At 72.5% G+C, this 24405-nt stretch carries 23 protein-coding genes; 12 read left to right on the forward strand and 11 right to left on the reverse strand.

What is annotated here, in order from left to right:
- Window positions 1-97 precede the first annotated feature (97 nt).
- Window positions 98-1171, forward strand: coding sequence for a UTP--glucose-1-phosphate uridylyltransferase GalU (galU, locus tag B446_RS06750; RefSeq protein ID WP_052352132.1), 1074 nt, complete (start codon window positions 98-100; stop codon window positions 1169-1171).
- 87 nt (window positions 1172-1258) lie between these two features.
- On the opposite strand, the gene B446_RS06755 is transcribed toward galU, so the two are convergent.
- A complete protein-coding gene (locus tag B446_RS06755; RefSeq protein ID WP_193384432.1) occupies window positions 1259-1711 on the reverse strand; it encodes a DUF4442 domain-containing protein in 453 nt (150 codons plus the stop codon).
- Between the two features lie 115 nt (window positions 1712-1826).
- Here B446_RS06755 and B446_RS06760 point away from each other — a divergent pair, with 115 nt between their 5' ends.
- Window positions 1827-2867: a lipase chaperone gene (locus tag B446_RS06760; RefSeq protein ID WP_020938675.1), complete on the forward strand. Its 1041-nt coding sequence runs from the start codon at window positions 1827-1829 to the stop codon at window positions 2865-2867.
- 132 nt (window positions 2868-2999) lie between these two features.
- Complete coding sequence (locus tag B446_RS06765) at window positions 3000-4181, forward strand: PIG-L deacetylase family protein (RefSeq protein WP_020938676.1); 1182 nt, start codon at window positions 3000-3002, stop codon at window positions 4179-4181.
- A gap of 200 nt (window positions 4182-4381) precedes the next feature.
- Here the strand turns inward: B446_RS06765 and B446_RS06770 are convergent, their stop codons facing one another.
- The 3 genes from B446_RS06770 to B446_RS06780 form a co-directional block, all read right to left on the reverse strand.
- Entirely contained in the window at window positions 4382-5227 is an 846-nt protein-coding gene (locus tag B446_RS06770) for a spermidine synthase (protein ID WP_020938677.1), read from the reverse strand.
- 529 nt (window positions 5228-5756) lie between these two features.
- Window positions 5757-6941 (reverse strand): elongation factor Tu, encoded by a 1185-nt coding sequence (gene tuf, locus B446_RS06775; protein ID WP_020938678.1) that lies wholly within the window; start codon window positions 6939-6941, stop codon window positions 5757-5759.
- 284 nt (window positions 6942-7225) lie between these two features.
- Window positions 7226-7948, reverse strand: a complete 723-nt coding sequence (locus B446_RS06780; RefSeq protein ID WP_020938680.1) for a DNA alkylation repair protein — start codon at window positions 7946-7948, stop codon at window positions 7226-7228.
- A 271-nt stretch (window positions 7949-8219) separates the two neighbouring features.
- On the opposite strand from B446_RS06780, the gene B446_RS06785 reads away from it, so the two are divergent.
- Together B446_RS06785 and B446_RS06790 are read left to right on the forward strand one after the other, a co-directional pair.
- Window positions 8220-9371 (forward strand): glutathione-independent formaldehyde dehydrogenase, encoded by a 1152-nt coding sequence (locus tag B446_RS06785; protein WP_020938681.1) that lies wholly within the window; start codon window positions 8220-8222, stop codon window positions 9369-9371.
- Window positions 9372-9459: 88 nt separating this feature from the next.
- Entirely contained in the window at window positions 9460-10239 is a 780-nt protein-coding gene (locus tag B446_RS06790; RefSeq protein ID WP_020938682.1) for a TVP38/TMEM64 family protein, read from the forward strand.
- A gap of 4 nt (window positions 10240-10243) precedes the next feature.
- Here the strand turns inward: B446_RS06790 and B446_RS06795 are convergent, their stop codons facing one another.
- Window positions 10244-11413, reverse strand: coding sequence for a thiolase family protein (locus tag B446_RS06795; protein ID WP_020938683.1), 1170 nt, complete (start codon window positions 11411-11413; stop codon window positions 10244-10246).
- Between the two features lie 124 nt (window positions 11414-11537).
- Here B446_RS06795 and B446_RS06800 point away from each other — a divergent pair, with 124 nt between their 5' ends.
- The 6 genes from B446_RS06800 to lnt all read left to right on the forward strand — a co-directional run bounded on the left by B446_RS06800 (window position 11538) and on the right by lnt (window position 17917).
- Window positions 11538-12008 carry a winged helix-turn-helix transcriptional regulator gene (locus tag B446_RS06800; RefSeq protein ID WP_020938684.1) on the forward strand — a complete coding sequence of 157 codons (471 nt, stop codon included), beginning with the start codon at window positions 11538-11540 and terminating at the stop codon, window positions 12006-12008.
- 160 nt (window positions 12009-12168) lie between these two features.
- Complete coding sequence (locus B446_RS06805; protein WP_020938685.1) at window positions 12169-13044, forward strand: undecaprenyl-diphosphate phosphatase; 876 nt, start codon at window positions 12169-12171, stop codon at window positions 13042-13044.
- A gap of 193 nt (window positions 13045-13237) precedes the next feature.
- The gene (locus B446_RS06810) at window positions 13238-13417 is read left to right on the forward strand and encodes a hypothetical protein (protein WP_043474925.1); all 180 of its coding nucleotides are present in this window, start codon (window positions 13238-13240) and stop codon (window positions 13415-13417) included.
- Between the two features lie 211 nt (window positions 13418-13628).
- Window positions 13629-15698 carry a restriction endonuclease gene (locus tag B446_RS06815; protein ID WP_193384433.1) on the forward strand — a complete coding sequence of 690 codons (2070 nt, stop codon included), beginning with the start codon at window positions 13629-13631 and terminating at the stop codon, window positions 15696-15698.
- A gap of 80 nt (window positions 15699-15778) precedes the next feature.
- Window positions 15779-16261, forward strand: coding sequence for a nuclear transport factor 2 family protein (locus B446_RS06820; RefSeq protein ID WP_043474929.1), 483 nt, complete (start codon window positions 15779-15781; stop codon window positions 16259-16261).
- 81 nt (window positions 16262-16342) lie between these two features.
- Window positions 16343-17917: an apolipoprotein N-acyltransferase gene (lnt, locus tag B446_RS06825; protein ID WP_020938689.1), complete on the forward strand. Its 1575-nt coding sequence runs from the start codon at window positions 16343-16345 to the stop codon at window positions 17915-17917.
- Here the strand turns inward: lnt and B446_RS06830 are convergent.
- Window positions 17835-18746 carry a Gfo/Idh/MocA family protein gene (locus tag B446_RS06830; RefSeq protein ID WP_043477834.1) on the reverse strand — a complete coding sequence of 304 codons (912 nt, stop codon included), beginning with the start codon at window positions 18744-18746 and terminating at the stop codon, window positions 17835-17837. The two genes, lnt and B446_RS06830, sit on opposite strands and share 83 nt — an antisense overlap.
- 213 nt (window positions 18747-18959) lie before the next feature.
- Between B446_RS06830 and B446_RS06835 the strand changes: the two genes are divergently transcribed.
- On the forward strand, window positions 18960-19424 hold the full coding sequence (locus tag B446_RS06835; protein ID WP_043474932.1) for a hypothetical protein: 465 nt from the start codon (window positions 18960-18962) through the stop codon (window positions 19422-19424).
- Window positions 19425-19617: 193 nt separating this feature from the next.
- On the opposite strand, the gene B446_RS06840 is transcribed toward B446_RS06835, so the two are convergent.
- From B446_RS06840 to fabG, 5 genes are all read right to left on the reverse strand, one after another.
- Window positions 19618-20139, reverse strand: a complete 522-nt coding sequence (locus B446_RS06840; protein WP_020938692.1) for a hypothetical protein — start codon at window positions 20137-20139, stop codon at window positions 19618-19620.
- Window positions 20140-20238: 99 nt separating this feature from the next.
- On the reverse strand, window positions 20239-20922 hold the full coding sequence (locus tag B446_RS06845) for a uracil-DNA glycosylase (RefSeq protein WP_020938693.1): 684 nt from the start codon (window positions 20920-20922) through the stop codon (window positions 20239-20241).
- 98 nt (window positions 20923-21020) lie between these two features.
- On the reverse strand, window positions 21021-22598 hold the full coding sequence (locus tag B446_RS06850; protein ID WP_020938694.1) for an ABC transporter substrate-binding protein: 1578 nt from the start codon (window positions 22596-22598) through the stop codon (window positions 21021-21023).
- Between the two features lie 200 nt (window positions 22599-22798).
- Window positions 22799-23560, reverse strand: a complete 762-nt coding sequence (locus B446_RS06855; protein WP_020938695.1) for an SDR family oxidoreductase — start codon at window positions 23558-23560, stop codon at window positions 22799-22801.
- Between the two features lie 54 nt (window positions 23561-23614).
- On the reverse strand, window positions 23615-24376 hold the full coding sequence (fabG, locus tag B446_RS06860; RefSeq protein WP_020938696.1) for a 3-oxoacyl-ACP reductase FabG: 762 nt from the start codon (window positions 24374-24376) through the stop codon (window positions 23615-23617).
- Between the last annotated feature and the right edge of the window lie 29 nt (window positions 24377-24405).

Below are 24405 nucleotides of genomic sequence, written 5' to 3' on the forward strand. Positions count from 1 at the left end.
CCCTGCGTTCTGCCCGCTCGGCTCCCCGGCGTTGCTCCACAGCCGGTTCCCACGTTTCTCCCGGCGGGCTCTCATGGACGTGCCGCAGCATGACCGCATGATCGTCCCCCACGCCCCGGCGGCCCTCGCCACCACTCCCGCCCCTCGCCCCGCCCCTGCCTCCGCCTCCGTTCCCGCTCCAGCCCCCGCCGCCGCCCGTCCGGTGCGCAAGGCGGTCGTCCCGGCCGCCGGGCTCGGCACCCGGTTCCTGCCCGCGACCAAGGCGACTCCGAAGGAGATGCTGCCCGTCGTCGACAAGCCGGCCATCCAGTACGTCGTGGAGGAGGCCGCCGCGGCCGGGCTCGTCGACATCCTGATGGTCACCGGCCGGCACAAACGGGCCATCGAGGACCACTTCGACCACGCCTTCGAGCTGGAGCAGGCGCTGGCGGCCAAGGGCGACACCGTGCGTCTGGACGCCGTGCGCGATCCCGCGCGGCTCGCCGACATCCACCACATCCGCCAGGGGGACCCGCTCGGGCTCGGGCACGCCGTACTGTGCGCCCGCCACCACGTCGGGGACCAGCCCTTCGCCGTGCTGCTCGGGGACGATCTGATCGATCCGCGCGAGACCCTGCTCAGCCGCATGCTGGACGTCCGCGACCGGTACGCGGGCAGCGTGGTGGCGCTGATGGAGGTGGAGCCGGAGCTGATCGGCCTCTACGGCTGCGCGGCGGTCGAACCCGCCGAAGACGGGGAGGAGGGGGTCGTACGGGTCACGGGCCTGGTCGAGAAGCCGGCCCCCGGGCAGGCGCCGAGCCGCTACGCGGTGATCGGGCGCTACGTCCTCGACCCCGCCGTCTTCGGCGTCCTGGAGCGCACTGCGCCCGGGCGCGGCGGCGAGATCCAGCTCACCGACGCCCTCCAGGAGCTCGCCGCCGCCGGCACGGTGCACGGAGTCGTGTTCGACGGACTGCGCTACGACACCGGCGACAAGGCCGACTACCTGCGGACGGTGGTGCGGCTGGCCTGCGCCCGCCCGGACCTCGGCCCCGCGTTCGCTCGGTGGCTCCGGGACTTCGTGGCGGACCTCGACGGCGAAAGCGACGGTGACCGCGACGGCGACCGCGACGGCGACCGCGAGACCGCCGTCGAAGGGATCACCGCGCGGGAAGGCCGCCGGGCCGCCTGAACCGGCGGCGGAGCACAGCGGAATGGGGCCCGGCCGGACCCCTTCGCCCTCCCCCGTACGGCCCGGCCCCGGACCGCGGCCGTCCGCTCAGCCGTTGGGACGCAGGGTCCACACGACGGTCATCTCGCCGGTCACGGCTCCGTCCGCGCGCCGGATCTCGATCGCCACGGGGAACTCGGGCCGCTGCCCCGCGTCCAGTTCGGCCACGACGTCGGCGGCCGGGCGGCCCAGCGTCGCGGTCGCCGTGACGGCGCCCATGGCGAGCTTCTTGTAGGCGATCTCGGCGCGCACGGCGAGCGGCACGGCGCGCGCGAGCTGGTCACCGAACGCGGCCAGCACGATGGCGCCGCTGGCCGACTCGCCGAGCGTGAACATCGCGCCGGCGTGCGGGCCTCCCACGTGGTTGTGGTAGGCGTCCTGGTCCGGCAGGGACACCACGGCCCGGTCCGGGGAGGTCTCGAGGAACTCCAGGTTCAGCGTCCGGGCCATGGGCACGGTGGCGGCGAGCATGTCGCCGATCGACATCTGGTCTGCGCTCATGCCGTCATGTTACTCACGAGTAGCCGGGCCTGGCCAGAGCGGGGCCCGGTCCGCTGCAGCCCTGACGAGGCCCGGTGACCGAATCGTTTCCGCGGCGCCGCTAGTGTGGGCGCCCATGTGGCCAGGACAGCAGCCGCCCGGGGGCGAGCAGAACCCGCAGCACAACCCGCAGCAGAACCCGTACCAGCAGCCGGGGTACCAGCAGCCGAATCCGTATCAGCAGCCCGGCTATCAGCAGCCCGGACCCCAGCAGCCCGGTTACCAGCAGCCGGGCCCGTACGCCCAGCAGCAGCCGCAGTGGGGCGCGCCGACGCCCGCGGGCGCCCCGCAGCCCTCGCCGGCCGGCGGTGGTGGCGGTGGCGGGAACCGCACGAAGGTCGTCGCGATCGTGGCGGCCGCGGCCGTGGTGGTGGCCGCGGGCGTGACCGGGTTCCTGGTCCTGGGCGGCAAGGACAAGAAGGACGAGGCGGACAAGCCGAGCAGCCCGGCCTCGTCGTCGTCCAGCCCGAGCGCGTCCGCTTCCGACGACGACCCGCGCGGCGGGGACACGGACAAGCCGACGATCGCCGGCTGGAAGGTCGTGGTGAACCCCAAGTGGGGAGTCGCCTTCGACGTGCCGCCGGAGTGGGAGGTGCAGGCCACCGGTCTCGCGGTCAACTTCGACTTCCCGAAGTCCGAGAAGGACAAGGGGATCACGATGTCGGGCCTGGCCGAGTACAAGTCCAAGTGGTGTACGTCCGACGACGACAAGGACGGCCGTACCGAGGACACTCCGCTGGCGGTCGTGGGCACCAAGGGCGCGAGCGGCGCCAAGAACACGGACGAGATCGCGGTCAACACCGCGCCCTGGTGGGTGTACGGCGCGTACACCATGCCGGACAAGAAGAGCATCACGTGGGACAAGAAGGCCACGTCCTTCACGACCACGTCGGGGATCGAGGGCAGCTACGCCTGGGCCCGGTCGACCGACACCCCGCACAAGGGCAAGTGCGCCTCCGACGGGCAGTCGCTGACGTTCGGCTTCCAGAACTCGCTGCACAACTACGTGTCGTTCGACTTCTACGGGGCCACCGGCGTCAAGGGCGAGGTCTCCAAGGCGACCGTCCTGAAGGTGCTCGGCACGATCCGGCTGCACGGCACCCCGACGAACGACTGAGCCGCCCGGTGTTCCGGCCCCCGTGACGACGGCGGGCCGGAACACCTCGGACGTCGGGCCCGGCCGAGCCGGCCCTCCCTGTCCTCTCCCCAGTCGCGCATGTGTCGTGCGCATCGGGTGGGGAGAACAGCGGTGGACACCAGCGCCATGCCGTCCGCCATCTACGACATCCGCGCCGAGCCCGTTCCGAACGCCATGGGTTCCGCCCGCCGCCGGCTCGCCTACCTCTACGACACCGAGGGCCGGCGCCTCCTCCTGCCGCACTTCGACGACTGGCAGCTGGACAACCCGCCGGCCGAGGTCGCCGGTCTGCTGGCCGTCGGTGCCCCGTACCGCGGCATGGCGTGGGCGCGCCGACCGGAGGTGGAGGCGCTGATCCGGCGACGGGCGGCGCACCGCAGGGCCTGGCTGTGGGCGGTCTACGGGGCGCTCATCGTCTTCGGGTGCATGGGTCCCGTCCGGCGGACCATGTGGATGGGGCATGAGACACCGATGAGCGCCGTGGTTCAGGATGGGTCCATGGCAACCGTCCTGGCATTCCACGCGCATCCGGACGATGAGGTATTGCTGACGGGTGGCACCCTCGCTCGGGTCGCGGCCCATGGGCACCGCGTGGTGATCGTGGTGGCCACGGATGGCCTGATGGACGCTGCCCCGCAGGGTGAGGCGCCGCGCCTGGGCGAACTCCGTGCGAGTGCGGCCGTGCTGGGCGTGGCACGCGTGGTGCACCTGGGATACGCAAACAGCGGACACGGCGCGATCCTCTATCCGGATCCACCGGACCGCGCTCGCTTTGTCCGGGCGGACACCGAGGAAGCGGCCGAGCGGCTGGCCGCCGTCCTCCGCGAGGAGTGCGCAGAGCTGCTCCTCAGCTACGACGCCAACGGTGGATACGGCCACCGCGATCACGTCAAGGTGCACGAGGTCGGCAAGCGTGCCGCCGAGTTGGCCAGGGTTCCTCGCGTGTTGGAGGCGACTATGCCGCGCGATGTCGTGGACCGTCTGACGAAACTGGTCCGCCTGCTGAGGATCCCGTTCCGGTTCGACGCGGACGCGCTGCGCACCGCCTACAGCCCGCGCGCGGCCATCACTCACACGATCGATGTCCGTGGGTTCGCCGGGCAGAAACAGGCGGCACTTGCCGCGCATCGCTCAGAGGTATCGGGGACTGGCCGGCTTGCTCCCCTGATGAGGATGCTGGTTCGTCTTCCGGCCCCCGTCTTCGGGTGGCTGCTCGGCACGGAATGGTTCGTCGAGGCCGGGGCAACGACCACAGGAAAGACCGTCGGCGACATCTTCCAGCAGACGTCGTAGCGCCTGGCGCTGTGGGCGCTGGCCTGCGCGAACATTCATGGTGAGGCCTTGCCGGGCCAGACCGCTTTCCCCGTGGTTTCCCGTGGTTCCCCGCTCGATCCGGTGCGCCTGTGGTGCGAACCGCGTGGCGTCAGGGGCTCTGCTCGCGAGGCGCGTTGATGTCTGTGCCCACCACGCGGGCGGCCGTCACCCCGCTCTCGTCAGCCGATGCCGAAAGCGCCGTCGGGGGGCTCGGGTGAGGGTACGGCCTCGGCGTCCGCGACCGGCCGGGCCGCACCGATGAACTCCCTGAGTGCCGGGCCGTGTTCGATGCGGGCGGGGAAGACGTCGGCGGCCGTGCGCCGGGCCACGGCGGCCGTGTCGAGCGGCCGGTGCGAGGCCACGAGCACGGCGTTGCCGAACCGCCGGCCGCGCAGCACGCCCGGCTCGGCGATCAGCGCGAGGTGGTCGAACAGCGCGGCGAAGGCGGCCAGTTGGGAGCGCAGGAAGGCGAACGGCGCGGCGTCGGCGAGGTTGGCCAGATAGACCCCGTCGGGGCGCAGGACGCGTTCGGCCTCCCGCGCGTAGCCGAGCGAGGTGAGGTGGGCCGGGACCCGTGAGCCGCCGAACACGTCGGCGATCAGCACGTCCGTCGAGTCGTCCGGCGCGGCCTCCAGCCAGGCCCGCGCGTCGGCGGCGTGCAGGACGACTCCCGAGCCCTCCGGCAGCGGCAGGTGCTCCGTGACCAGTTCCAGCAACCCCCGGTCGGCCTCGACCACGTCCTGCCGCGACCCCGGCCGGGTGGCGGCGAGGTAGCGCGGCAGGGTCAGCGCTCCCCCGCCGAGGTGCACCACGTCCAGCGGCCGCCCGTCCGCGGCGACGGTGTCGAGCACGTACCCGAGCCGCCGCGTGTACTCGAACTCCAGGTGCGCGGGCTCGTCGAGATCGACGTACGACTGCGGCGCCCCGTCCACGGTGAGCAGCCAGGCCCGCTCCCGGTCGACGTCCGGCATCAGCTTGGCAGTCCCGTGATCGACGCCCCGGGTCACAGGCATGGCTTCACTCACCCCCTCATTGTCCCCGGCACCCCGGGCCGGGGACCGCGCGGGGTTGCCGCCGGGCGGCGGGGGCGGACGCGGGGCGGCTCCGGACTCCTACGGCAGCACGAGACGCCGGGGGCCCGGCCCCGGGCTCAGGACCGAACCCGGGCCCGGCCCCGCACGGCGGCACAGGACACGGGTACCGGCCCGGGACGCCTGGACACGACACGCGGCCTTCCCCACCCCTCAACAGCAGGGGGCAGACGCACGAACGCCTCCGCACGGCTGCAGGCGGGACGCCACAGACGCACCCCCGGCCCGGGGGTGACCCGCAGGCCCGGACCCCGGCGGCGGCCCGGGCGCGGGCGCCTCCCAGAGGGCAAGAGGCGACACACGGCCCGCGGCCCGCAGTCCGCTGCTGTCCACCGCTCGACGAGAGCCCGGGGCCGCAGGACGGCACGGGAACCGGGCCCAGCTCCGGACGCCGGGAGACGGCATCCGGCACCCGGCACCCCGCACCCCGCACCGCATAACCCGCGCCCCGCGCTCCCGGCCCCTACTCCCCCACCGTCAGCACCGTCCCCGCCCCCACCGTCCTGCCGCCCTCGCGGATGGCGAAGCCGAGGCCCGGCTCCAGGGGGACCTCGCGCCCCAGTTCGACGGTCATCTCGACCGTCTGGCCGGGGCGGGCGACCGGCGCCGTGGTGAGTTCGATGTCGCCCACGACGTCAGCGGTGCGGATGTAGAACTGCGGCCGGTAGCCGGAGGCGACGGGGGTCGTGCGGCCGCCCTCCTTCCCGGACAGCAGGTAGACCCGGGCCGAGAACCGCCGGCTGGGGACCACGCTGCCCGGCGCCGCGACGACGTGCCCGCGCCGGACCGCGCCCCGGGGCACACCGCGCAGCAGCAGCGCCACGTTGTCCCCGGCCTGCGCCTCCGTCATCGGCTTGCCGAAGGTCTCCAGACCGGTGACCACGCTCTCCACGTCGGCGCCGAGCACGGCGACCCGGTCCCCCAGGCGGAGCGTCCCTCGCTCGACGGCGCCCGTGACGACCGTGCCGCGGCCGGTGATCGTGAGCACGTTCTCCACCGGCAGCAGGAAGGGCGCGTCCAGGTACCGCTCGGGCATGGGCACGTAGGTGTCCACCGCGTCGAGCAGCGCCTCGATCGACGCCGTCCAGCGCGGGTCGCCCTCCAGGGCCCGCAGCCCGGAGACCCGTACGACGGGCACGGCGTCCCCGGGATAGCCCTGCGCGGTCAGCAGGTCGCGGACCTCAAGCTCGACCAGGTCGGCCAGGACGGCGTCCTCGCCGTCGTCGACGGCGTCGGCCTTGTTGAGGGCGACGACGATGTGGTCGACACCCACCTGCCGGGCGAGCAGCACGTGCTCGGCGGTCTGCGGCATGATCCCGTCGAGCGCGGAGACGACGAGGATCGCCCCGTCGAGCTGCGCGGCCCCGGTGACCATGTTCTTGACGTAGTCGGCGTGCCCGGGCATGTCGACGTGCGCGTAGTGCCGGGTGTCGGTCTCGTACTCGAGGTGCGCGATGTTGATGGTGATGCCGCGGGCGGCCTCCTCCGGCGCCCGGTCGATGCGGTCGAACGGCACGAAGGTGCCGGTGCCGCGCCCGGCCAGGACCTTGGTGATGGCGGCGGTCAGGGTGGTCTTGCCGTGGTCGACGTGACCCATGGTGCCGATGTTCAGGTGCGGCTTGGTGCGTACGTAGGCCGTTTTGGACATGGCTGTACCTCGGAGCCTCTCCGGTCGTACGGGAACGCGGGACCCCGGGAACCGGCCGACCCTCCCCCTGCGGGGTCCGCCGGACGTTCCGGAGAGGGTCAGCTTCGGGCGCCGTCGACAGCGGCCGCGAGGATCGGGACGGCAGCCTTCGGCGCATCCGCGACGGCGGATGCTGCGAGGAGGAAGGCGTACCGGAACATGGCGACGATCATCGCCGAAGGGCCGCCCGGCGTCGAATGGTTTTCCGGGGAGCCCTGCCGCCCGTCAGCGGGCCGTGCCGCCCGTCAGGGGCCGATGTTCTTCAGCGCCTCGCGGACGGTCAGCGGGGCGAACCTGCCCCGTTCCTGGGCCAGGAACCGGCGTACGGCCCCGGCGTCGGTCTTGGCGTACTCGCGCAGAGCCCAGCCGATGGCCTTGCGGACGAAGAAGTCCTGGTGCCCTGACTGCAGCAGGCAGTAGGCGAACAGCCGCTCGGTGTCGGTGCGTTCCTTGTGGCGGAGCTGGTGCAGCAGGGCCGTGCGGACGGCCCAGAGGCCGTCGTCGGTGATCCAGACGTCCATCCGGGCCGCGAGCGCGGGATCGGCCGCGACCAGGGCGCCGACGACGTGCGCGGCGAGCAGGTCGACGGTGTCCCACCAGGGGACGGTGGTGACCAGGTGCCGGGCGACGGGCAGGAAGGCGGAGGAGCAGCGGGCCGCGTGCCGGCGCAGGTAGTCGACGGCGAAGTACTGGTACTCACGCTCGGGCAGCCGCCAGCAGCGCAGGGCGATCGCGGCGCAGTCGGCCTCGCCGGGCCGCGGCGTGCCGGCCAGGACGGCACGGGACAGGGCCCGGCGGTCCGGGGTGGGGATGCCGAGGAACGGTGCCACGTCCTTCATGTACGCCCGCATCGCACCGGCGCGCTCCGGATCGGCCGCCGCGGAGTAGGTGGCGGTGAGCCGGTCCAGCACGGCGTCGGCGAGGACGCTGCGCGGGACGTGCGGCGGGGCCGCGCCGGTGACGGTCATGACACGAACCATACGTTCGGCAGTGGACCGGCGGGCCACGAAGAATCGAACTGGCATTTGATGCGGCAGGGCGCCGATGCCTGTCCAAAAGGTCCGCGCGGGCCTCGGGGACGCGGGTTGCGACCCCTCCCGTACGGGCGTTACCTGGAAGTACGGCGGTGAAGCGAGCGCATGGGGCCACGGCACGGTCCGAGGGCCCGCGCCCTCCCGTGCGCCCTCCAGCGGCCCCCTCGCCGCCGTCGTCAAGCGCTCGACGCGGAGGTGACAGAAGGTGAAAGCCGTCGTCTACGAAGAGCCCTTCAGTGTGACGGTGAAGGATGTGTCGGATCCCCAGATCCAGCATCCCAACGATGTGCTCGTACGGGTCACGTCGACCGCGATATGCGGCTCGGACCTGCACATGTACGAAGGCCGCACGGCGGCCGAGTCGGGCATCGTCTTCGGACACGAGAACCTCGGCATCATCGAGGAGATCGGCAGCGGTGTGGCCTCCCTGTCCGTGGGCGACCGCGTCGTGATGCCCTTCAACGTCGCGTGCGGATTCTGCAAGAACTGTCTCGCCGGCAAGACCGGCTTCTGCCTGACGGTGAACCCCGGCTTCGCCGGCGGCGCCTACGGCTATGTGGCGATGGGGCCGTACAAGGGCGGCCAGGCGGAGCTGCTGCGGGTGCCGTTCGCCGACTTCAACTGCCTGAAGCTGCCGCCGGGCGACGAGTTCGAGACCGACTTCGTGCTGCTCGCCGACATCTTCCCGACCGGCTACCACGGCTGCGAACTCGCCCAGGTGTCCCCCGGCGAGAGCGTGGCCGTCTACGGCGCCGGGCCGGTGGGGCTGATGGCCGCCTACTCCGCGCTGCTGCGTGGCGCGGCGAAGGTCTTCTCCGTCGACCGGGTGCCCGAGCGGCTCGCGAAGGCCGAGGAGATCGGGGCCATCCCGATCGACTTCACGCAGGGCGACCCGGCGGAGCAGATCAAGGAACAGACGGGAGGCGAGGGGACCGACAAGGGCGTGGACGCGGTCGGCTACCAGGCCCAGGCGCACGACGCCAGCCACGAGGAACCCGCCGTCGTCCTGAACGCGCTGGTCATGACCGTGCGTCCCACGGGCATGCTGGGCGTGCCGGGGCTGTACGTGCCCTCCGACCCGGGCGGTCCCGACGAGCACGCCAAGCACGGTCAGCTGCTGGTCTCCATCGGCAAGATGTTCGAGAAGGGCCAGCAGATGGGCACCGGTCAGTGCAACGTCAAGCGGTACAACCGCCAGTTGCGCGACCTGATCATCGCCGGGCGGGCCAAGCCCAGCTTCGTGGTCTCGCACGAACTGCCGCTCGACCAGGCGCCCCAGGCGTACGAGAAGTTCGACAAGCGGATCGAGGGCTACACCAAGGTCGTCCTGCACCCGGGTCACGCGCTCGCCGCGTGAGAGCCGGCCGTCCCGCCACCGCCGTGGCGGGACGGTCGTGCGTCACACCTCACGGCGATCACACGCCGGAGTCGGTTACTGTCACCGGATGCTCGCCGCCAACCGCTCCGGCACCGCCACGGCCTCTCCCCCGGCCGCCGCCACGGAGCCGACCGCCCGGACGACCGGGTCCGTCCCGTCCGTGCGCCGCACGGGGTTCGCCGCCCGCTGCACGCGCGCGGCCCTGTCGCCGTACGCCCGGCTGTCGCTGCTGCTCGCCCTGCTCGGGGCCGCGGCCGGCTGTGTGCTGGCGTTCGAGCCCCAGCGGCTGCTGACGCACGGCTGGCCGCCGCAGCTCGGCGGGGCCGCGGCCGCGCTGGTGTTCGCCGCGGCGTACGGGCTGTGCACGGTGGCGTTCGTGCCACGCCCGCTGCTCAACCTCGCGGCCGGCGCGCTGTTCGGGTCGCAGTGGGGTCTCGGCACGGCGCTGGCCGGCACGGTGCTCGGGGCCGGGGTGGCCTTCGGGCTCGGCCGGGTGCTGGGGCAGGACGCGCTGCGCCCGCTGCTGCGGGGCCGCTGGCTGAAGGCGGCCGACGGGCAGCTGAGCCGGCACGGCTTCCGTTCGATGCTGCTGGCGCGGCTGTTCCCGGGCGTGCCGTTCTGGGCGGCCAACTACTGCGCCGCCGTCTCCAGGATGGGCTGGCTGCCGTTCCTGCTGGCCACGGCGCTCGGTTCGATCCCCAACACGGCCGCCTACGCGGTGGCCGGCGCCCGTGCCTCGGCGCCGACCTCGCCCGCCTTCCTGATCGCGATGGCCGCCATCGCCGTACCCGCGCTGGTGGGATCGGTGGTGGCCTGGCGCAAGCGCCACCACCTGCGGGCTCACTGAACCGTCAGACGCCTTCCAGGATCATCGCGTTGGCGAGGCCGCCCGCCTCGCACATGGTCTGCAGGGCGTAGCGGGCGCCGCGCTCGCGCATGGCGTGGACCAGGGTGGTGGTCAGCCGGGTGCCGCTGGCGCCGAGCGGGTGGCCGAGGGCGATGGCGCCGCCGTGCACGTTGACCCGGGCGAGGTCGGCGCCGGTCTCCTGCTGCCAGGCGAGGACCACGCTCGCGAACGCCTCGTTGACCTCGAAGAGGTCGATGTCGCCCAGGGACAGGCCGGCCCGGCGCAGCACCTTCTCGGTGGCGGGGACGACACCGGTGAGCATGAGCAGCGGGTCGGAGCCGGTGACCGCGAAGCTGTGCAGCCGGGCGAGCGGGCGCAGGCCGAGCCGGGCCGCCGTCTCGCTCGAGGTGATCAGCACGGCGGAGGCGCCGTCGTTCACCGGGCTCGCGTTGCCGGCGGTGACGTTCCACTCGATCTGCGGGAAGCGCTCGGCGAAGGCGGGGTCGTGGTACGCGGGCCGGAGTCCGGCCAGGATCTCCGGGGTGGTGCCGGGCCGTACGCATTCGTCCCGGGCGACGCCGTCCAGCGGCGCGACCTCGGCGTCGAACAGCCCGGACTCCCACGCGGCCGCGGCCTTGTGGTGCGAGGAGACCGCGAACTCGTCCATCCGCGCGCGCGTGAGCGACCACTTCGCGGCGATCAGTTCGGCGCTGATGCCCTGCGGGACCAGGCCCTCCGGGTAGCGCTCGGCGACGCCCGGGCCGAACGGGTCCTTGCCCTCGGGCACGTTGGACCACATCGGCACCCGGCTCATCGACTCCACGCCGCACGCGACGACCAGGTCGTACGCGCCCGAGACGACGCCCTGCGCGGCGAAGTGCACGGCCTGCTGGGAGGAGCCGCACTGGCGGTCGACGGTGGTCGCCGGGACCGTCTCGGGGAAACCGGCCGCGAGGAGGGCGTAGCGGGTGGTGTTCATGGCCTGCTCGCCGACCTGGTCGACGGTTCCGCCGATGACGTCGTCGACCAGCGCCGGGTCGACGCCGGAGCGCTCGACCAGGGCGCGCAGCGTGTGGGCGAGGAGCTGCACGGGGTGGACGTGGGCGAGGGAGCCGTTCGGCCTGCCCTTGCCGATGGGGGTGCGTACGGCTTCGACGATGACTGCGTCGCGCATGGTGCGGGCCTCCTTGGCCGCCGGCGGGACCGGTCCGGTCGGCACGATTACCAGTGAGTAGGAAATCTGGACTCACCATAGCCCCGTTAGTTGGAAAATCAAACCCTCCCCTAGAATGGGCCGCATGGCCGCTCCGAAGGACCCGCGCCCCTGCTCCATCGCCGACGCCCTCGCCCTGGTCGGCGAGAAGTACTCCCTGCTCGTCCTGCGGGAGGTCTGCCTCGGCAACGGCCGCTTCGACCAGCTGGTGCGCAACATCGGCGCCCCGCGCGACGTCCTGGCCGCCCGGCTGCGCCGGCTCGTCGAGGCGGGCATCCTCACCAAGCGCGTCTACAGCGAACGCCCGCAGCGCTTCGAGTACCGGCCCACCCAGGCCGGCCTCGAACTGGAGCCGGTCCTGATGACGCTCAAGGAGTGGGGCGACCGCCACCTGCGCCAGGGCACCGACCTGCCCATGGTCGTCGAGCACGTCTGCGGCCACGAACTGGTCCCGCGGGTCACCTGCTCCGCCTGCGGCGCCACGGTGCGCCACGAGGACCTGACGGCCCATCCGCAGGCGCCGGGCTGGACGGTGTCGGGCCCTACGGCGGTCTGAGGCCCACCCGAGTCCCACGCCGGTGCGGCGCGTCCGGCGGACCGGCGGGAGGCGTCCGGGTCCGCCCCACCCCTGTGTGCGCGCCACTCGCGGAGCCCGCTACGCTGCACTGGTCATTTGGTCATTCCTTTACCTCTCCGCACTTGGACGCCATCCCCCCATGTCTTGGTTCGAATCCCTCGTCCTCGGGCTCGTCCAGGGGCTGACCGAGTTCCTGCCCGTCTCCTCCAGCGCGCACCTGCGGCTCACGGCGGCGTTCTCGGGGTGGGAGGACCCCGGCGCGGCCTTCACCGCGATCACGCAGATAGGCACCGAGGCCGCCGTCCTCATCTACTTCCGCACGGACATCGGACGGATCCTCTCGGCCTGGTTCCGGTCACTGTTCGACAAGGCGATGCGGCGGGACCACGACGCGCAGATGGGCTGGCTGGTGATCGTCGGCTCGATCCCGATCGGCGTGCTGGGCGTGACGCTCAAGGACCAGATCGAGGGGCCGTTCCGCGACCTGCGGGTCACGGCGACGATGCTCGTGGTCGTCGGCGTGGTCATCGGCGTCGCGGACCGACTGGCCGCGCGCGACGAGAACGGCGGCCGGCACCGGGCGCCCAAGCAGCGCAAGACGCTGGAGAACCTGGGCGTCAGGGACGGCCTGGTCTTCGGCCTCTGCCAGGCGTGCGCCCTCGTCCCCGGCGTCTCCCGCTCCGGCGCGACGATCAGCGGCGGCCTCTTCATGGGCTACCGGCGTGAAGCGGCGGCCCGTTACTCCTTCCTGCTCGCCGTCCCGGCCGTCCTCGCGTCCGGCGTCTTCGAGGTGAAGGACTCCGTGGGCGGCGGGGACGTGGCGTGGGGCCCGACCCTGTTCGCCACGGGCATCGCCTTCGCGTCGGGATACGCGGTGATCGCATGGTTCATGAAGTGGATCTCCCACAAGAGCTTCATGCCGTTCGTCTGGTACCGCGTCGTCCTCGGCATCGTCATCATCGCGCTGGTGACGGCGGGCGTCCTCAGCCCGCACGCGGCCGAGTCGGCGAGCTGACGCGGGCCGGCCGCCCGTACTCCGCTCCCGCACCCCCGTTTCGGCCATCCACGGACCAGCAATCCTGGCAGGCATATGCCCGCTGGGCTGGCACGACTCCCGTCGGACCCTCGTCACGGCGGTGACCAACCCCATACGTTCTGCGTAGCCACGCGGTAGCGCTGTGTCAGTGCTTGCCCCTAGGCTTGTCCGCATGTCCCCCGATTCCCTCCTCCCTGGTTCCGTGCGGTCGGCCGCCGAGGTGAACGAGCAGATCCGGGCGCTGTGGCTGCGTGCGGGCGGCACCCTGTCGGCCCAGGAACGCTCGGAGTACGAGCTGTTGGTGGTCGAGTGGGCCGAGGCGATCCGCGCGGCGGTCATCGAGGCGGCCTGACTCCACGGACCCACCGGCGCCCGGCCCCTGTCCACCGGGGCCCGGCCCCGTCCGGTCACGGCCGGGCGGCCCGCGACCGCGGACACGCGGGCACATCCCCGTCGTGATCTCCCGCCGGGCGATTCATGACATGGCCATCACTGGCTAGAGTTGTCGGGTCGAAACTGGTTGTGGGGACAACCAGCGCGCGCCTCGGGGAGGGCATCCACGCATGAGTCGTCGTTCTGGTGGCATGGTCGGCGTCTGGGCTGAGATGCAGAGGCAGCAGCAGCGCCAGGTGGAGGCCGACGCCAGGCGACGCAGACAAGAGGCGCAGCAGGCCCGTGCCTACGAACGGCGGGCCGCCCAGAGCCACCGCGAGTACATGCAGGCGGAGGCGCTGCGCCGCACGGAGGAACTGGACGCGCAGGTCGCGTCGTTGCAGGGGCTCCTCGCCGCGGGCTGCCGTGCACCCGCCTTCCGGGCGTCCTCCCTCACGCGCCCCGAAGAGGTGCAGCCGTTCGCCCCGGGACCGCTGGCGCAGCCCGTGCCGATGCCGAACGCCGAGCACTACCAGGCGCAGAGCGGCTGGACCGCCGGCCGCCGGGGCCAGGCGCAGGCCGAGGCCCGGGCGCGCTTCGAGCACGACTGGTACGCCGCCCAGGCCGCGGAGACGCGGCGGCAGCAGCAACTGGCCGCCTACCAGCGCGAGTACCAGCAGTGGGCCGACGCCCAGCTGGCCGAGGTGCGCCGGCACAACGCCTCCGTCGGTGAGCTGACCGAGGGCGTGCGGCGCCGCGACCCGGACGCCGTGGTCGAGTACTTCTCCGCCGCCCTCTACGCCTCGACCGCGTGGCCGGAGGACTTCCCCCGCCAGGTGGCGGCGGCCTACGACGCGGCGGCCGGAGGGCTGGTGCTGGACTGGGAGCTGCCCGCCTTCGACGTCGTCCCCGAGGCCAAGTCCGTGCGCTACGTGTACGGGGTGGACCAGCACAAGGAGACGGCCCGGCCGGTGACCCAGCGCAGGGCCCTGTACCGGGAGGTCCTCGCCCAGTGCCTGCTGCTCGTGCTGCACGAGCTCTTCGCCGCGGACGAACCGGGCGCGCTGGAGTCGGTGACGGTGAACGGGTTCGTGGACGGGCACGACCCGACGACGGGCCGCCCCGACCACATCGTCCTGGCGACCGTGATGGCCCCGCGCGCCACGTTCCGCGGCCTGCACCTGGCCCAGGTGGACGCCTGCAGCTGCCTGGCCGACGCGCTGCACGGGCAGCTCTCGGCCCGTCCCGACCAGCTCACGCCGGTCCGGCCGAACCGCCGTCCGCAGCAGGTCGGAAACCGCGTCGTCGCGCACGGCGGCGACGAGGAACCCGACCTGTACGAGATGGACCCGATCGCCTTCGAGAACCTCGTCGCCGAGCTCTTCCGGGCCATGGGCATGCAGGCCGTCACCACCCAGCGCTCGAACGACGGCGGGGTGGACGTCGACGCTCTCGATCCCGCGCCGATCCGGGGCGGCAAGATCGTCGTCCAGGTGAAGCGCTACCGCAACACCGTGCCGCCCACCGCCGTGCGCGACCTGTACGGGACCGTGCAGGACGCCGGCGCCAACAAGGGCGTCCTCGTGACGACGTCCCGGTTCGGCCCCGGCTCGCACACCTTCGCCAACGGCAAGCCGCTGGAACTGATCTCGGGTCCGGAACTCGTCGACCTGCTGCACCGCCACGGGCTCCGTGGCTGCCTCGGCGAGGGCGCCCGCCGCTCCGGGGCGCGGACCCCGGCGCCGACCGCCACGGTGCCGGACCTCCGGCTGCCCGACGACTACAACGTCCTCGGCATGTCGTGGACGGGAAGCGTCGCCCTGGACGTGTGCGCCCTCGTCTGCCGCGGGAACCGGGTCCTCAGCGACGAGCACTTCGTCTTCTACAACAACCCGCGGACCCCGGACGGCAGCGTGCGCGCCGTGCCCGCCCGCGGCCCCGACAAGGCGGCGATCTGCGTCTCCTTCGACGCGCTGCCGGACGAGGCCGACCGCTTCGTCCTCGTGGCGGCCATCGACCCCGAGGCCGATCCGCACGCCGACCTCGCCGGCTTCACGGACGCGTGCATCCGGCTCCTCGATCCCGGGCTGAACGAACTCGGCACACTCGCGGTCTCCGACGGCCGGCCCCAGGAGACCGCCCTGGTGCTCGGCTCCTTCCGCCGCCGGTCGAACGGCGACTGGGACTTCGTCCTCGGCGGCAAGGGCTATCCGGGCGGCCTGGAGGAACTCGTCAACGACTACGGAATCGAGGTCGAGTAACCCCTCGCCGCGGCGCGCCGGCGCACCCGAAGTCCGTCGGCCCTCTTGGCACCTGGGCCCCGGTGGCCAACACTGTGCCGATGACGCAGCGCATGGAGCTCGCCACCGTGATGGACCGGCTGGCCGTGGACGAGGTGGTCACCGAGTACGCGGTGGCCGTGGACGACGGTGACTGGGCGGCCTACCGAGAGCTGTTCACGGCGGACGGGCGGGCCGACTACCGGTCCGCCGGCGGCATCGAGGGGGAGGCCGGCCAGGTGGCCGGATGGCTCGCGGGGAGCCTGGAGCCGTTCGCGATGCGGCAGCACCTGATCGTCAACCGGCAGGTGCGGTTCGGGATTCTGGAGCACGACACCGGGGACACGGCCCAGGTGCGTGCCGACTACCTCAACCCGATGCGGTTCGCCGGCGACGGCGGCTCCGGCGCGCCCGATCTGGTGTGCGGCGGCCGGTACGCGTTCGGGCTGCTGCGCACCGCTGAGGGCTGGCGGCTGCGGCGGGTCGCGGTGGAGGAGAGGTGGCGCCGGATGCCGGAGCGCGGCCCGGCGGCCGTGCCCGGGTGAGCCCCGCCAGCTCCCGGCGCCCTCTGTCGGAGATCGCTCCCGGCGCGCACACTGTAGAGAGCGCTGGGTAGGGAGACCTCCATGAGGACGATCGACCGCTGGCTCACCTCCCCGTGGCGGCGCTCGTGCGCCGTCGCCGTCGCGGGCGCGCTGCCCGTGCTCGCCTTCCCCGCGCCGTCGCTGTGGTGGTTCGCGTACGTGGCGCTGGTGCCCTGGATCCTGCTGGCGCGCTCGGCGCCGACCGGGCGGCGTGCGGCGTACGACGGCTGGTGCGGCGGCTTCGGCTACATGATCGCCATGCACCACTGGCTGCTGCCCAGCCTGCACGTGTTCATCTTCCTGATCGCCGGGCTGCTGAGTGCGCTGTGGATGCCCTGGGGCTGGCTGACCCGCCGGTATCTCGGCGGGACGCCGTCGCCGGGGCGGGCCGCGGCCGCGCTGCTGGTGCTGCCGTCGGCGTGGCTGGCGGTGGAACTGGTCCGCTCCTGGCAGGGCCTCGGCGGGCCCTGGGGCATGCTCGGCTCCAGCCAGTGGCAGGTCGGCCCGGCGCTGCGGCTGGCGTCGGTGGGCGGGGTGTGGCTGCTCAGCTTCCTGGTGGTGGCGGTGAACGTCACGGTCGCGGTGCTGGTGTCGGTGCGGGAGGCCCGGGTGCCCGCGGTGGCCTCCCTGGTGGCCACGGCGGCGGCGACCTCGGCCGCCTGGGTGTGGGCGCCGCGCCCGGACGTCGACGGCGGGGTGCGGATCGCCGTGGTGCAGCCGGGCGTGGTGGACGGGCACGCCAGCGCCGAGAAGCGGTTCGACCGGGAGGAGCGGCTGACCCGGCGGCTGGCCGGGCAGGACGTCGACCTGGTGGTCTGGGGCGAGTCCAGCGTCGGCTTCGACCTGGGGCAGCGGCCCGACCTGGCCCGGCGGATCGCCGCGCTGTCCCGGGAGACGGGCGCCGACGTGCTGGTGAACGTGGACGCCCGGCGGGCCGACCGGCCCGGCATCTACAAGAGTTCGGTGCTCGTCGGCCCCGACGGCCCGACCGGCCAGCGCTACGACAAGATGCGGCTGATCCCGTTCGGCGAGTACATACCCGCCCGCTCCGTGCTCGGCTGGGCCACCTCGGTCGGCAAGGCGGCCGGCGAGGACCGGCGGCGCGGCACCGAGCAGGTCGTGATGCACGTCGGGCACGGACTGCGGGTCGGCCCGCTGGTGTGCTTCGAGACCGCGTTCCCCGACATGAGCCGCCATCTCGCCGAGGACGGCGCGGACGTGCTCCTCGGCCAGTCCTCCACCTCGACCTTCCAGCACAGCTGGGCCCCCGAGCAGCACGCGTCGCTGGCCGCGCTGCGCGCCGCCGAGACCGGCCGTCCGATGGTGCATTCGACCCTGACCGGCGTGTCCGCCGTCTACGGCCCGGACGGCCGGCGCCTCGGCCCGTGGCTCGGCATCGGCGCGAGCACCGCCCGCGTGTACGACGTCCCGCTCGCACACGGCGTCACGCCGTACGTCCGCTACGGCGACTGGCCCGTGCACGGAGCGCTGCTGGTGCTGGCCGGGCTGGGCGCGACCGAGGGGATCCGGGCGCTCAGGCAGCGCCGGAGCGGTGCGGAACCGCTCGTACCACCCGCTCGCACAGCTCATGGGTCGCCAGCGCGTCCCGGGCGCTGAGCACCTTGCCCGCGCGGACGGCGTCGAGGAAGGCGAGGACCGCCTGCTCGATGCCGCGCTGCCGGGCCACGGGCACCCAGTCGCCGCGCCGGCGCAGCGTCGGCTGCCCCTTGTGGTCGACGACCTCGGCGAGGTTGAGCACCTGGCGCTTGGTGTCCTGCCCGGAGACCTCCAGGATCTCCTCGGCGGAACCGCTGAGCCGGTTCATGACCCCGAGCGCGGTGAAGCCGTCCCCGGCGAGCTGGAGCACGACGTGGTGCAGCAGGCCGCCCTCGGTGCGGGCGCGCACGGTGACGTCGTCGACGGGGCCGGGCACCAGGAACCGCAGGGTGTCGACGACGTGGATGAAGTCGTCGAGGATCATCGAGCGGGGCTCCTCGGGCAGCCCGACCCGGTTCTTCTGCATGAGGATCAGCTCGCGCGGGTGCTCCAGGCACTGCGTGTAGCCGGGGGCGTGGCGGCGGTTGAAGCCGACGAACAGCGTCACCCCGCGCTCCTCGGCCAGGGTCACCAGACGCTCGGAGTCGGCGAGTTCGTAGGCGAGCGGCTTGTCGACGTACGTGGGTACGCCCGCCTGAAGCAGCCGCGTGACGATCTCCGGGTGGACGGCGGTGGGCGCGTGCACGAAGGCGGCGTCGAGACCGGCGTCCAGCAGCGCGTCCAGGCTCGTGTGCCGCTGCCCCGCGGGCAGGTGCAGCGTGTCCGCGACCCGCTCCAGCGTGGCGGGCGTCCGGGTCTGGAGGTGCAGGTCGATCCCCGGCTGGGTGGCCAGCACCGGCAGATAGGCCTTCTGCGCGATGTCCCCGAGTCCGATGCAGCCGACCTTCACGTGCTCTCCCCTGCCGCTCGCGTGCGCGTACTCCCCCGGCAGCATACGGGGACCGCCGTCCGGACAAGCCGCCGAAGCCCGGCGCCATCGGCACCCGGAACGTCACCTTCCGGGCGGCAGGGCCCTTCGTTAGGGGCAGGAGATCACCCGTGCGGGGGCATCCGCGTACGGTGCGCGGTGCCAAGGGGGGCGCCGAACCAGCACAGTTGCCGGGTGCATCGAACGACGACGACCGCAGCGCTCCTGGTCACCGTGGCCGTCTCGGCCCTGTCCGGCTGTGTGACGGTACAGCGCCCGGCGACCCCCGGACCACTGCCGGACACGGCGCCTTCGCGGCTCACGGCGGCCCAGCCCGACGGCAGCGCGCAGCCGCGGGTGGTGCAGGCACCGGCCCGCGAGGCCCTGGAGATGGCCGGCCCGTCCGGACACCCGCACCGCACCGCACCGGCCGCCCCGCACCGGGCGGAGCCCGCGCCACCGGCCGCGCACCGCCCGCCGGCGCCACCCGCCCTCCCGCGGCCACACCCGGAACCCGCACACCGGCGCCCGGCCGACCCCCCGGCCCTGCCCCGCCCGGCACGCGGCGCCGAGGAACTCTGCGCCCTCGGCCGCAAGTACGGCGGCTGGCGCGGCGACAGCCCGGAGTCGGTGATCTGCGAACGGACGTACGGCCGTTGACCGCGCCTGCGGGGACACGACCACGAACCCCCGCCGCCTGCGAGCGGTGCAGGACCCTCGCCTGATGGGCCGAGGAGCGCGGGGCATCAGCCGAGGCCGCAGGCGCGGCGGCTCCGGCTGAGGGGCGCGGCGGCTTCACCCGCCGGTCGCGGGTGCAGCCGTGGCAAGCGGTGAAGCCGCACCGCGCCCCGGTTCAGGTGGTGGGGCGTTGGCGGGGTGGGCTCCAGTGGTCGCCGCCCGGGGAGTCGTCCTCGCCCAGGCGGGATTCGAGGCGGCTGATCGCCGCCCAGACTCCGTCGCCGTAGCCGTCGTCGGAGAGGGAACCGGCGGCGTGGCGGGCCCGGCGCAGATGGCTGTGGGCGGCTTCGGCGCGGCCCAGTTTGGCGTAGTCGGCGGCCAGGTTGAGGTGCAGGGAGGGCAGGAAGGCGCGGACGCTCGGCGGGTCACCGGCCGAGCGGTCGCCCGCCAGCTCCTCCGCCGCCGACAACGCCCGCAGGTCCCAGGCCAGTTCGTCGGACGGGTCGTCCTGGGTGTCGGCCAGGTAGTGGGCCAGGGTGCAGCGGTGCAGCGCGGCCCCGTGCTCGCCGATCTCCGCCCACAGCTGGAGGAAGCGGTGCCGGGCCTCCTCACGGTCGCCGCCGTGATGCAGCATCACGACCTGCCCGATCCGCGTCAGCACGGCGTCCGGTGCCGCCTGCTCCTGTCGCTCCGCCACCACGTCCTCCGGGCCGTCGTCGGCCGTCTGCTCAGCCGTCTGCCCCGACGCTAACCGGCGGCGCGGAGAATCCCCGGCAGGCGGCCCCGTGGGCGCGGGTCAGCCCAGGTCGGGGATGCGCCAGTCGATGGCCTCGTGCCCCTGCAGGGCCACCGCCTCGTTGATCCGGGTGAACGGCCGGGAGCCGAAGAACTTCTTCGCGGACAGCGGCGAGGGGTGCGCGCCCTTGACCACGACGTGCCGGCTCTCGTCGATCAGCGGGAGCTTCTTCTGCGCGTAGTTGCCCCACAGCACGAAGACCGCCGGGTCGGGCCGCGAGGCCACCGCGCGGATGACGGCGTCGGTGAACTTCTCCCAGCCCTTGCCCTTGTGCGAGTTGGCCTCGCCCTCCCGGACGGTGAGGACCGCGTTGAGCAGCAGCACGCCCTGCCGGGCCCACGGCATCAGATAGCCGTTGTCCGGGACGGGCAGGCCCAGCTCCTCCTTCATCTCCTTGTAGATGTTCCGCAGCGAGGGCGGCGTCCGCACGCCCGGGCGGACGGAGAAGCACAGGCCGTGGCCCTGGCCCGCGCCGTGGTACGGGTCCTGGCCCAGCACGAGGACCTTGACCTGCTCGTACGGCGTCGCGTCCAGCGCGGCGAAGACCTCCTCGCGCGGCGGGTAGACGGGGCCCTTCGCCCGCTCCTCCTCGACGAACTCGGTCAGCTCCTTGAAGTAGGGCTGCTGCAGTTCGTCACCCAGAACCCCGCGCCAGGACTCGGGCAGCATGGCGATGTCGGTCACGTCAACGTCCTCACGATGTGGATCAACTACGGCGTGCGGTCACTTCCAGTTCTCCGAACCTACAGGCGACCACTGACAACCGTTGCCGCGAGGCCGGATCACCAGCTCGTCTTGCGGTGCAGCGCCCACATCATCATGATCGTCGACGGGTCGAGGGCCTGCTCACCACCGGAGATGTCGTCGCTGGCCGCCACGTACTGCCGGCCCTGCCACAGCGGGATCAGCCGGGCGTCGTTCACCATGAGCTGCTGGGCCGCCTCCAGGTCCTTCACCACCTTGGCGCGGTTGCTCTGGGCGCGCGAACGGGGCAGCAGCACCGAGGTGATCTGCTTGGACGGGTAGGGCGTGCCGAGGGCGTTGTGGTCGCCGACGAACGGGGCGATGAAGTTGTCGGCGTCGGGGAAGTCCGGGAACCAGCCGCGGCCGAACACCGGGTACTCGCCCTTCTGGTAGCCGACCACGTAGGTCTTCCAGGGGCGGCTCTTGAGGGTGATGCTGAACAGGCCGGAGGCCTCCAGCTGCCGCTTCAGCTCCTGGAACATCACGCCCGTCTCGGAGCCGTAGCGGTCGGTGGTGTACCAGAACGTGAGCGGCACGCGCTGGGTGATGCCCGCGTCGGACAGGATCCGGCGGGCCTTGGCGACGCTCGGGTCGCCGAAGTCGTCGAAGAACGACGTGGTGTGCGCGGTCAGACCCTTGGGGACCATGGAGTAGAGCGGGTCCACGGTGTCCTTGTAGACCTTGTGCGCGATCGCTCCGCGGTCGACGACCTGGGCGACGGCCTTGCGGACGGCGGGCTGCTTGGCCCAGGAGTCCTTCGGGTTGAACACCAGGTAGCTGATGTCGGTGCCCGCGCCGTCGAAGAGCTGGAGGTCCGAATTGCCCTGTCGCTGGAGATCGATGATGTCGTCGGCGGCCAGACCTCGGTAGGTGACGTCGATCTGCTTGTCGCGCAGCGCCTTGACCATGCTGGACGAGTCGTGGAAGTAGCGGATCGTCACCGCGTCGTTCTGCCGGTCGGCGAAGCCGCGGTACCGGTCGTTGCGGACCAGGACGGCCTGCTTCTCCTCCTCGTAGGACTCCAGCTTGTAGGGCCCGGAACCGAAGACCGTGCCGTCCTTGCGCAGGGAGTCGGAGGGGTAGTCGTCGGGGTCGACGATCGACATGGCCGGAGTGGCCAGCACGAACGGGAAGGTGGCGTCGGACTGGTTGAGGTGGAAGACCACCTCGAGGTCGCCGACCGCCTCGACCTTGTCCAGGCTGCCGAGGAGTCCCGCGGGGCCGCCGGGCGCGTTGATGGTGCGGATGCGGTCGATGGAGTGCTGGACGGCCTGGGCGTTCAGCGCGTCGCCGTCGGCGAACTTCATGCCCGCGCGCAGCTTGCAGCGGTAGGTGCGGCTGGCGTTGTCGGTGAACGAGCAGCTCTCGGCCGCGTCCGGCTGCGGGGTGGTGGCACCGTTCGGGTAGGCGAGGAGCGTCTGGAAGATGTTCCGGTACAGCTCCCAGGACCCGTCCCAGGCCCCGGCCGGGTCCAGCGTGCTCGGCGCGCTGGTGGTTCCCACGACGATCGGGCCTTTGCTGTTGGGATCGCCGTTGGACAGCAGACTGCAGCCGGCCACCAGGGATATGGACGCGATCGCCGCGACTCTCCGCAGGAATCGGTTCCGGTTGAACACGCGCACGCTCCTCGATCTGCCATACCAAGGGTCGGCAGACCATACCGCAGCGTCTGGCTCCCCGAACCTCCTCCGGAACAGGACTTCTTGATCGATTGAACTATGACTACGTTGTCATTCCACCGAGCGCTCCCTGAGGCGCGTTTCGGGCGCCGTTCCGCTGGGAAACGGCGCCCGAACGAGACGTACGGACAGGGCGGTCAGCCCACGCCGGCGTTGAGGAAGAGACCGCCGTCCACGACGAGCGTCTGCCCCGTGACCCAGTCGGACTGGGTGGAGGTGAGGAACGCGGCCGCGCCGCCGATGTCGGCGGGCACGCCGAGCCGGCCCAGCGGGTAGGAGGCGGCGGCCTCCGTCTCGCGGCCCTCGTACAGCGCCTGGGCGAACTTGGTCTTCACCACGGCCGGGGCGATGGCGTTGACCCGCACCTTCGGCGCGAACTCGTGCGCCAGCTGCTGGGTCAGGTTGATCATCGCGGCCTTGCTGACGCCGTAGGCGCCGATGAACGGCGAGGGCGCGAGACCCGCGATCGAGGCGATGTTGACGATCGCGCCGCCGTTGTCCTTCTGCCAGGCGTGCCAGGTCTTCTGGGCGAGGCCGAGCGCCGAGACGACGTTGGTCTCGAAGACCTTGCGGGCGACGTCCAGGTCGAGGTCGGCGATGGGCCCGAAGACCGGGTTGGTCCCCGCGTTGTTGACGAGGAAGTCGAGCCGGCCGAAGGCATCCATGGTGCACCCGACGGCCTCGCTCTGGTGGGCGAGGTCGTGGGCCTTGCCGGCGACGCCGATGACGCGGTCCGCGCCGAGGCGTTCGACGGCCTCCTTCAGCGCGTCCTCGTTGCGGCCGGTGATGCACACGCGGTCGCCGCGGGCGACCAGCGCCTCGGCGACGCCGTAGCCGATGCCGCGGCTGGCGCCCGTGACGAGGGCGACCTTGCCGGACGGCTCCGGAAGTTCAGTCATGTCCGTGTTCTCCGCGTTCTCCGTGTTCTCCGCGTTCTCGGGGTTCCCGAGGACCTAGTTCAGCGGTCCGCCGGCGACGTACAGCACCTGGCCGGAGACGAAGCCGGCCGCCTCACCGGTGAAGAACGCGATGGCGTTGGCGATGTCCTCGGGCTCGCCGACGCGCTGCACCGGGATCTGGGTGGCGGCGGCCGCCTTGAAGTCGTCGAAGCCCATGCCGACGCGGTCGGCGGTGGCCTTGGTCATCTCGGTGGCGATGAAGCCCGGGGCGACCGCGTTGGCGGTGATGCCGAACTTGCCCAGCTCGATCGCGAGGGTCTTGGTGAAGCCCTGCAGACCGGCCTTGGCGGCGGAGTAGTTGGCCTGGCCGCGGTTGCCGAGCGCCGAGGAGGAGGAGAGGTTGACGACCCGGCCGAAGCCCGCGTCGACCATGTGCTTCTGCACGGCCTTGGTCATCAGGAAGGAGCCGCGCAGGTGCACGTTCAGGACGGTGTCCCAGTCGGAGACGCTCATCTTGAACAGCAGGTTGTCGCGGAGCACGCCCGCGTTGTTGACCAGGATCGTCGGGGCGCCCAGCTCCGCCACGATCCGGGCCACGGCCGCCTCGACCTGCGCCTCGTCGGAGACGTCCGCGCCGACCGCGATCGCCTTGCCGCCGGCCGCCGTGATCTGCTCCACGGTGTCCTTGCAGGCGGCCTCGTCCAGGTCGATCACGGCGACCGCGCGGCCCTCGGCGGCCAGCCGTACGGCAGTGGCGGCGCCGATGCCGCGCGCCCCACCGGTGACTACCGCGACCCGCTGTTCAGTGGTGGACATGTGCTGCTTCTCCTCGCCCTTGAGAGAAC

Source organism: Streptomyces collinus Tu 365, from assembly GCF_000444875.1.
Lineage (GTDB): Bacteria > Actinomycetota > Actinomycetes > Streptomycetales > Streptomycetaceae > Streptomyces > Streptomyces collinus_A.

Coding starts and splice junctions, on each gene's coding strand:
- fabG (WP_020938696.1), bottom strand. CDS start 24,376: ATGTCCACCACTGAACAGCGGGTCGCGGTAGTCACCGGTGGGGCGCGC.
- B446_RS06815 (WP_193384433.1), top strand. CDS start 13,629: ATGAGTCGTCGTTCTGGTGGCATGGTCGGCGTCTGGGCTGAGATGCAG.
- B446_RS06795 (WP_020938683.1), bottom strand. CDS start 11,413: ATGCGCGACGCAGTCATCGTCGAAGCCGTACGCACCCCCATCGGCAAG.
- B446_RS06820 (WP_043474929.1), top strand. CDS start 15,779: ATGACGCAGCGCATGGAGCTCGCCACCGTGATGGACCGGCTGGCCGTG.
- B446_RS06760 (WP_020938675.1), top strand. CDS start 1,827: ATGTGGCCAGGACAGCAGCCGCCCGGGGGCGAGCAGAACCCGCAGCAC.
- B446_RS06780 (WP_020938680.1), bottom strand. CDS start 7,948: ATGACCGTCACCGGCGCGGCCCCGCCGCACGTCCCGCGCAGCGTCCTC.
- tuf (WP_020938678.1), bottom strand. CDS start 6,941: ATGTCCAAAACGGCCTACGTACGCACCAAGCCGCACCTGAACATCGGC.
- B446_RS06755 (WP_193384432.1), bottom strand. CDS start 1,711: ATGAGCGCAGACCAGATGTCGATCGGCGACATGCTCGCCGCCACCGTG.
- B446_RS06805 (WP_020938685.1), top strand. CDS start 12,169: ATGTCTTGGTTCGAATCCCTCGTCCTCGGGCTCGTCCAGGGGCTGACC.
- B446_RS06800 (WP_020938684.1), top strand. CDS start 11,538: ATGGCCGCTCCGAAGGACCCGCGCCCCTGCTCCATCGCCGACGCCCTC.
- B446_RS06790 (WP_020938682.1), top strand. CDS start 9,460: ATGCTCGCCGCCAACCGCTCCGGCACCGCCACGGCCTCTCCCCCGGCC.
- galU (WP_052352132.1), top strand. CDS start 98: ATGATCGTCCCCCACGCCCCGGCGGCCCTCGCCACCACTCCCGCCCCT.
- lnt (WP_020938689.1), top strand. CDS start 16,343: ATGAGGACGATCGACCGCTGGCTCACCTCCCCGTGGCGGCGCTCGTGC.
- B446_RS06855 (WP_020938695.1), bottom strand. CDS start 23,560: ATGACTGAACTTCCGGAGCCGTCCGGCAAGGTCGCCCTCGTCACGGGC.
- B446_RS06810 (WP_043474925.1), top strand. CDS start 13,238: ATGTCCCCCGATTCCCTCCTCCCTGGTTCCGTGCGGTCGGCCGCCGAG.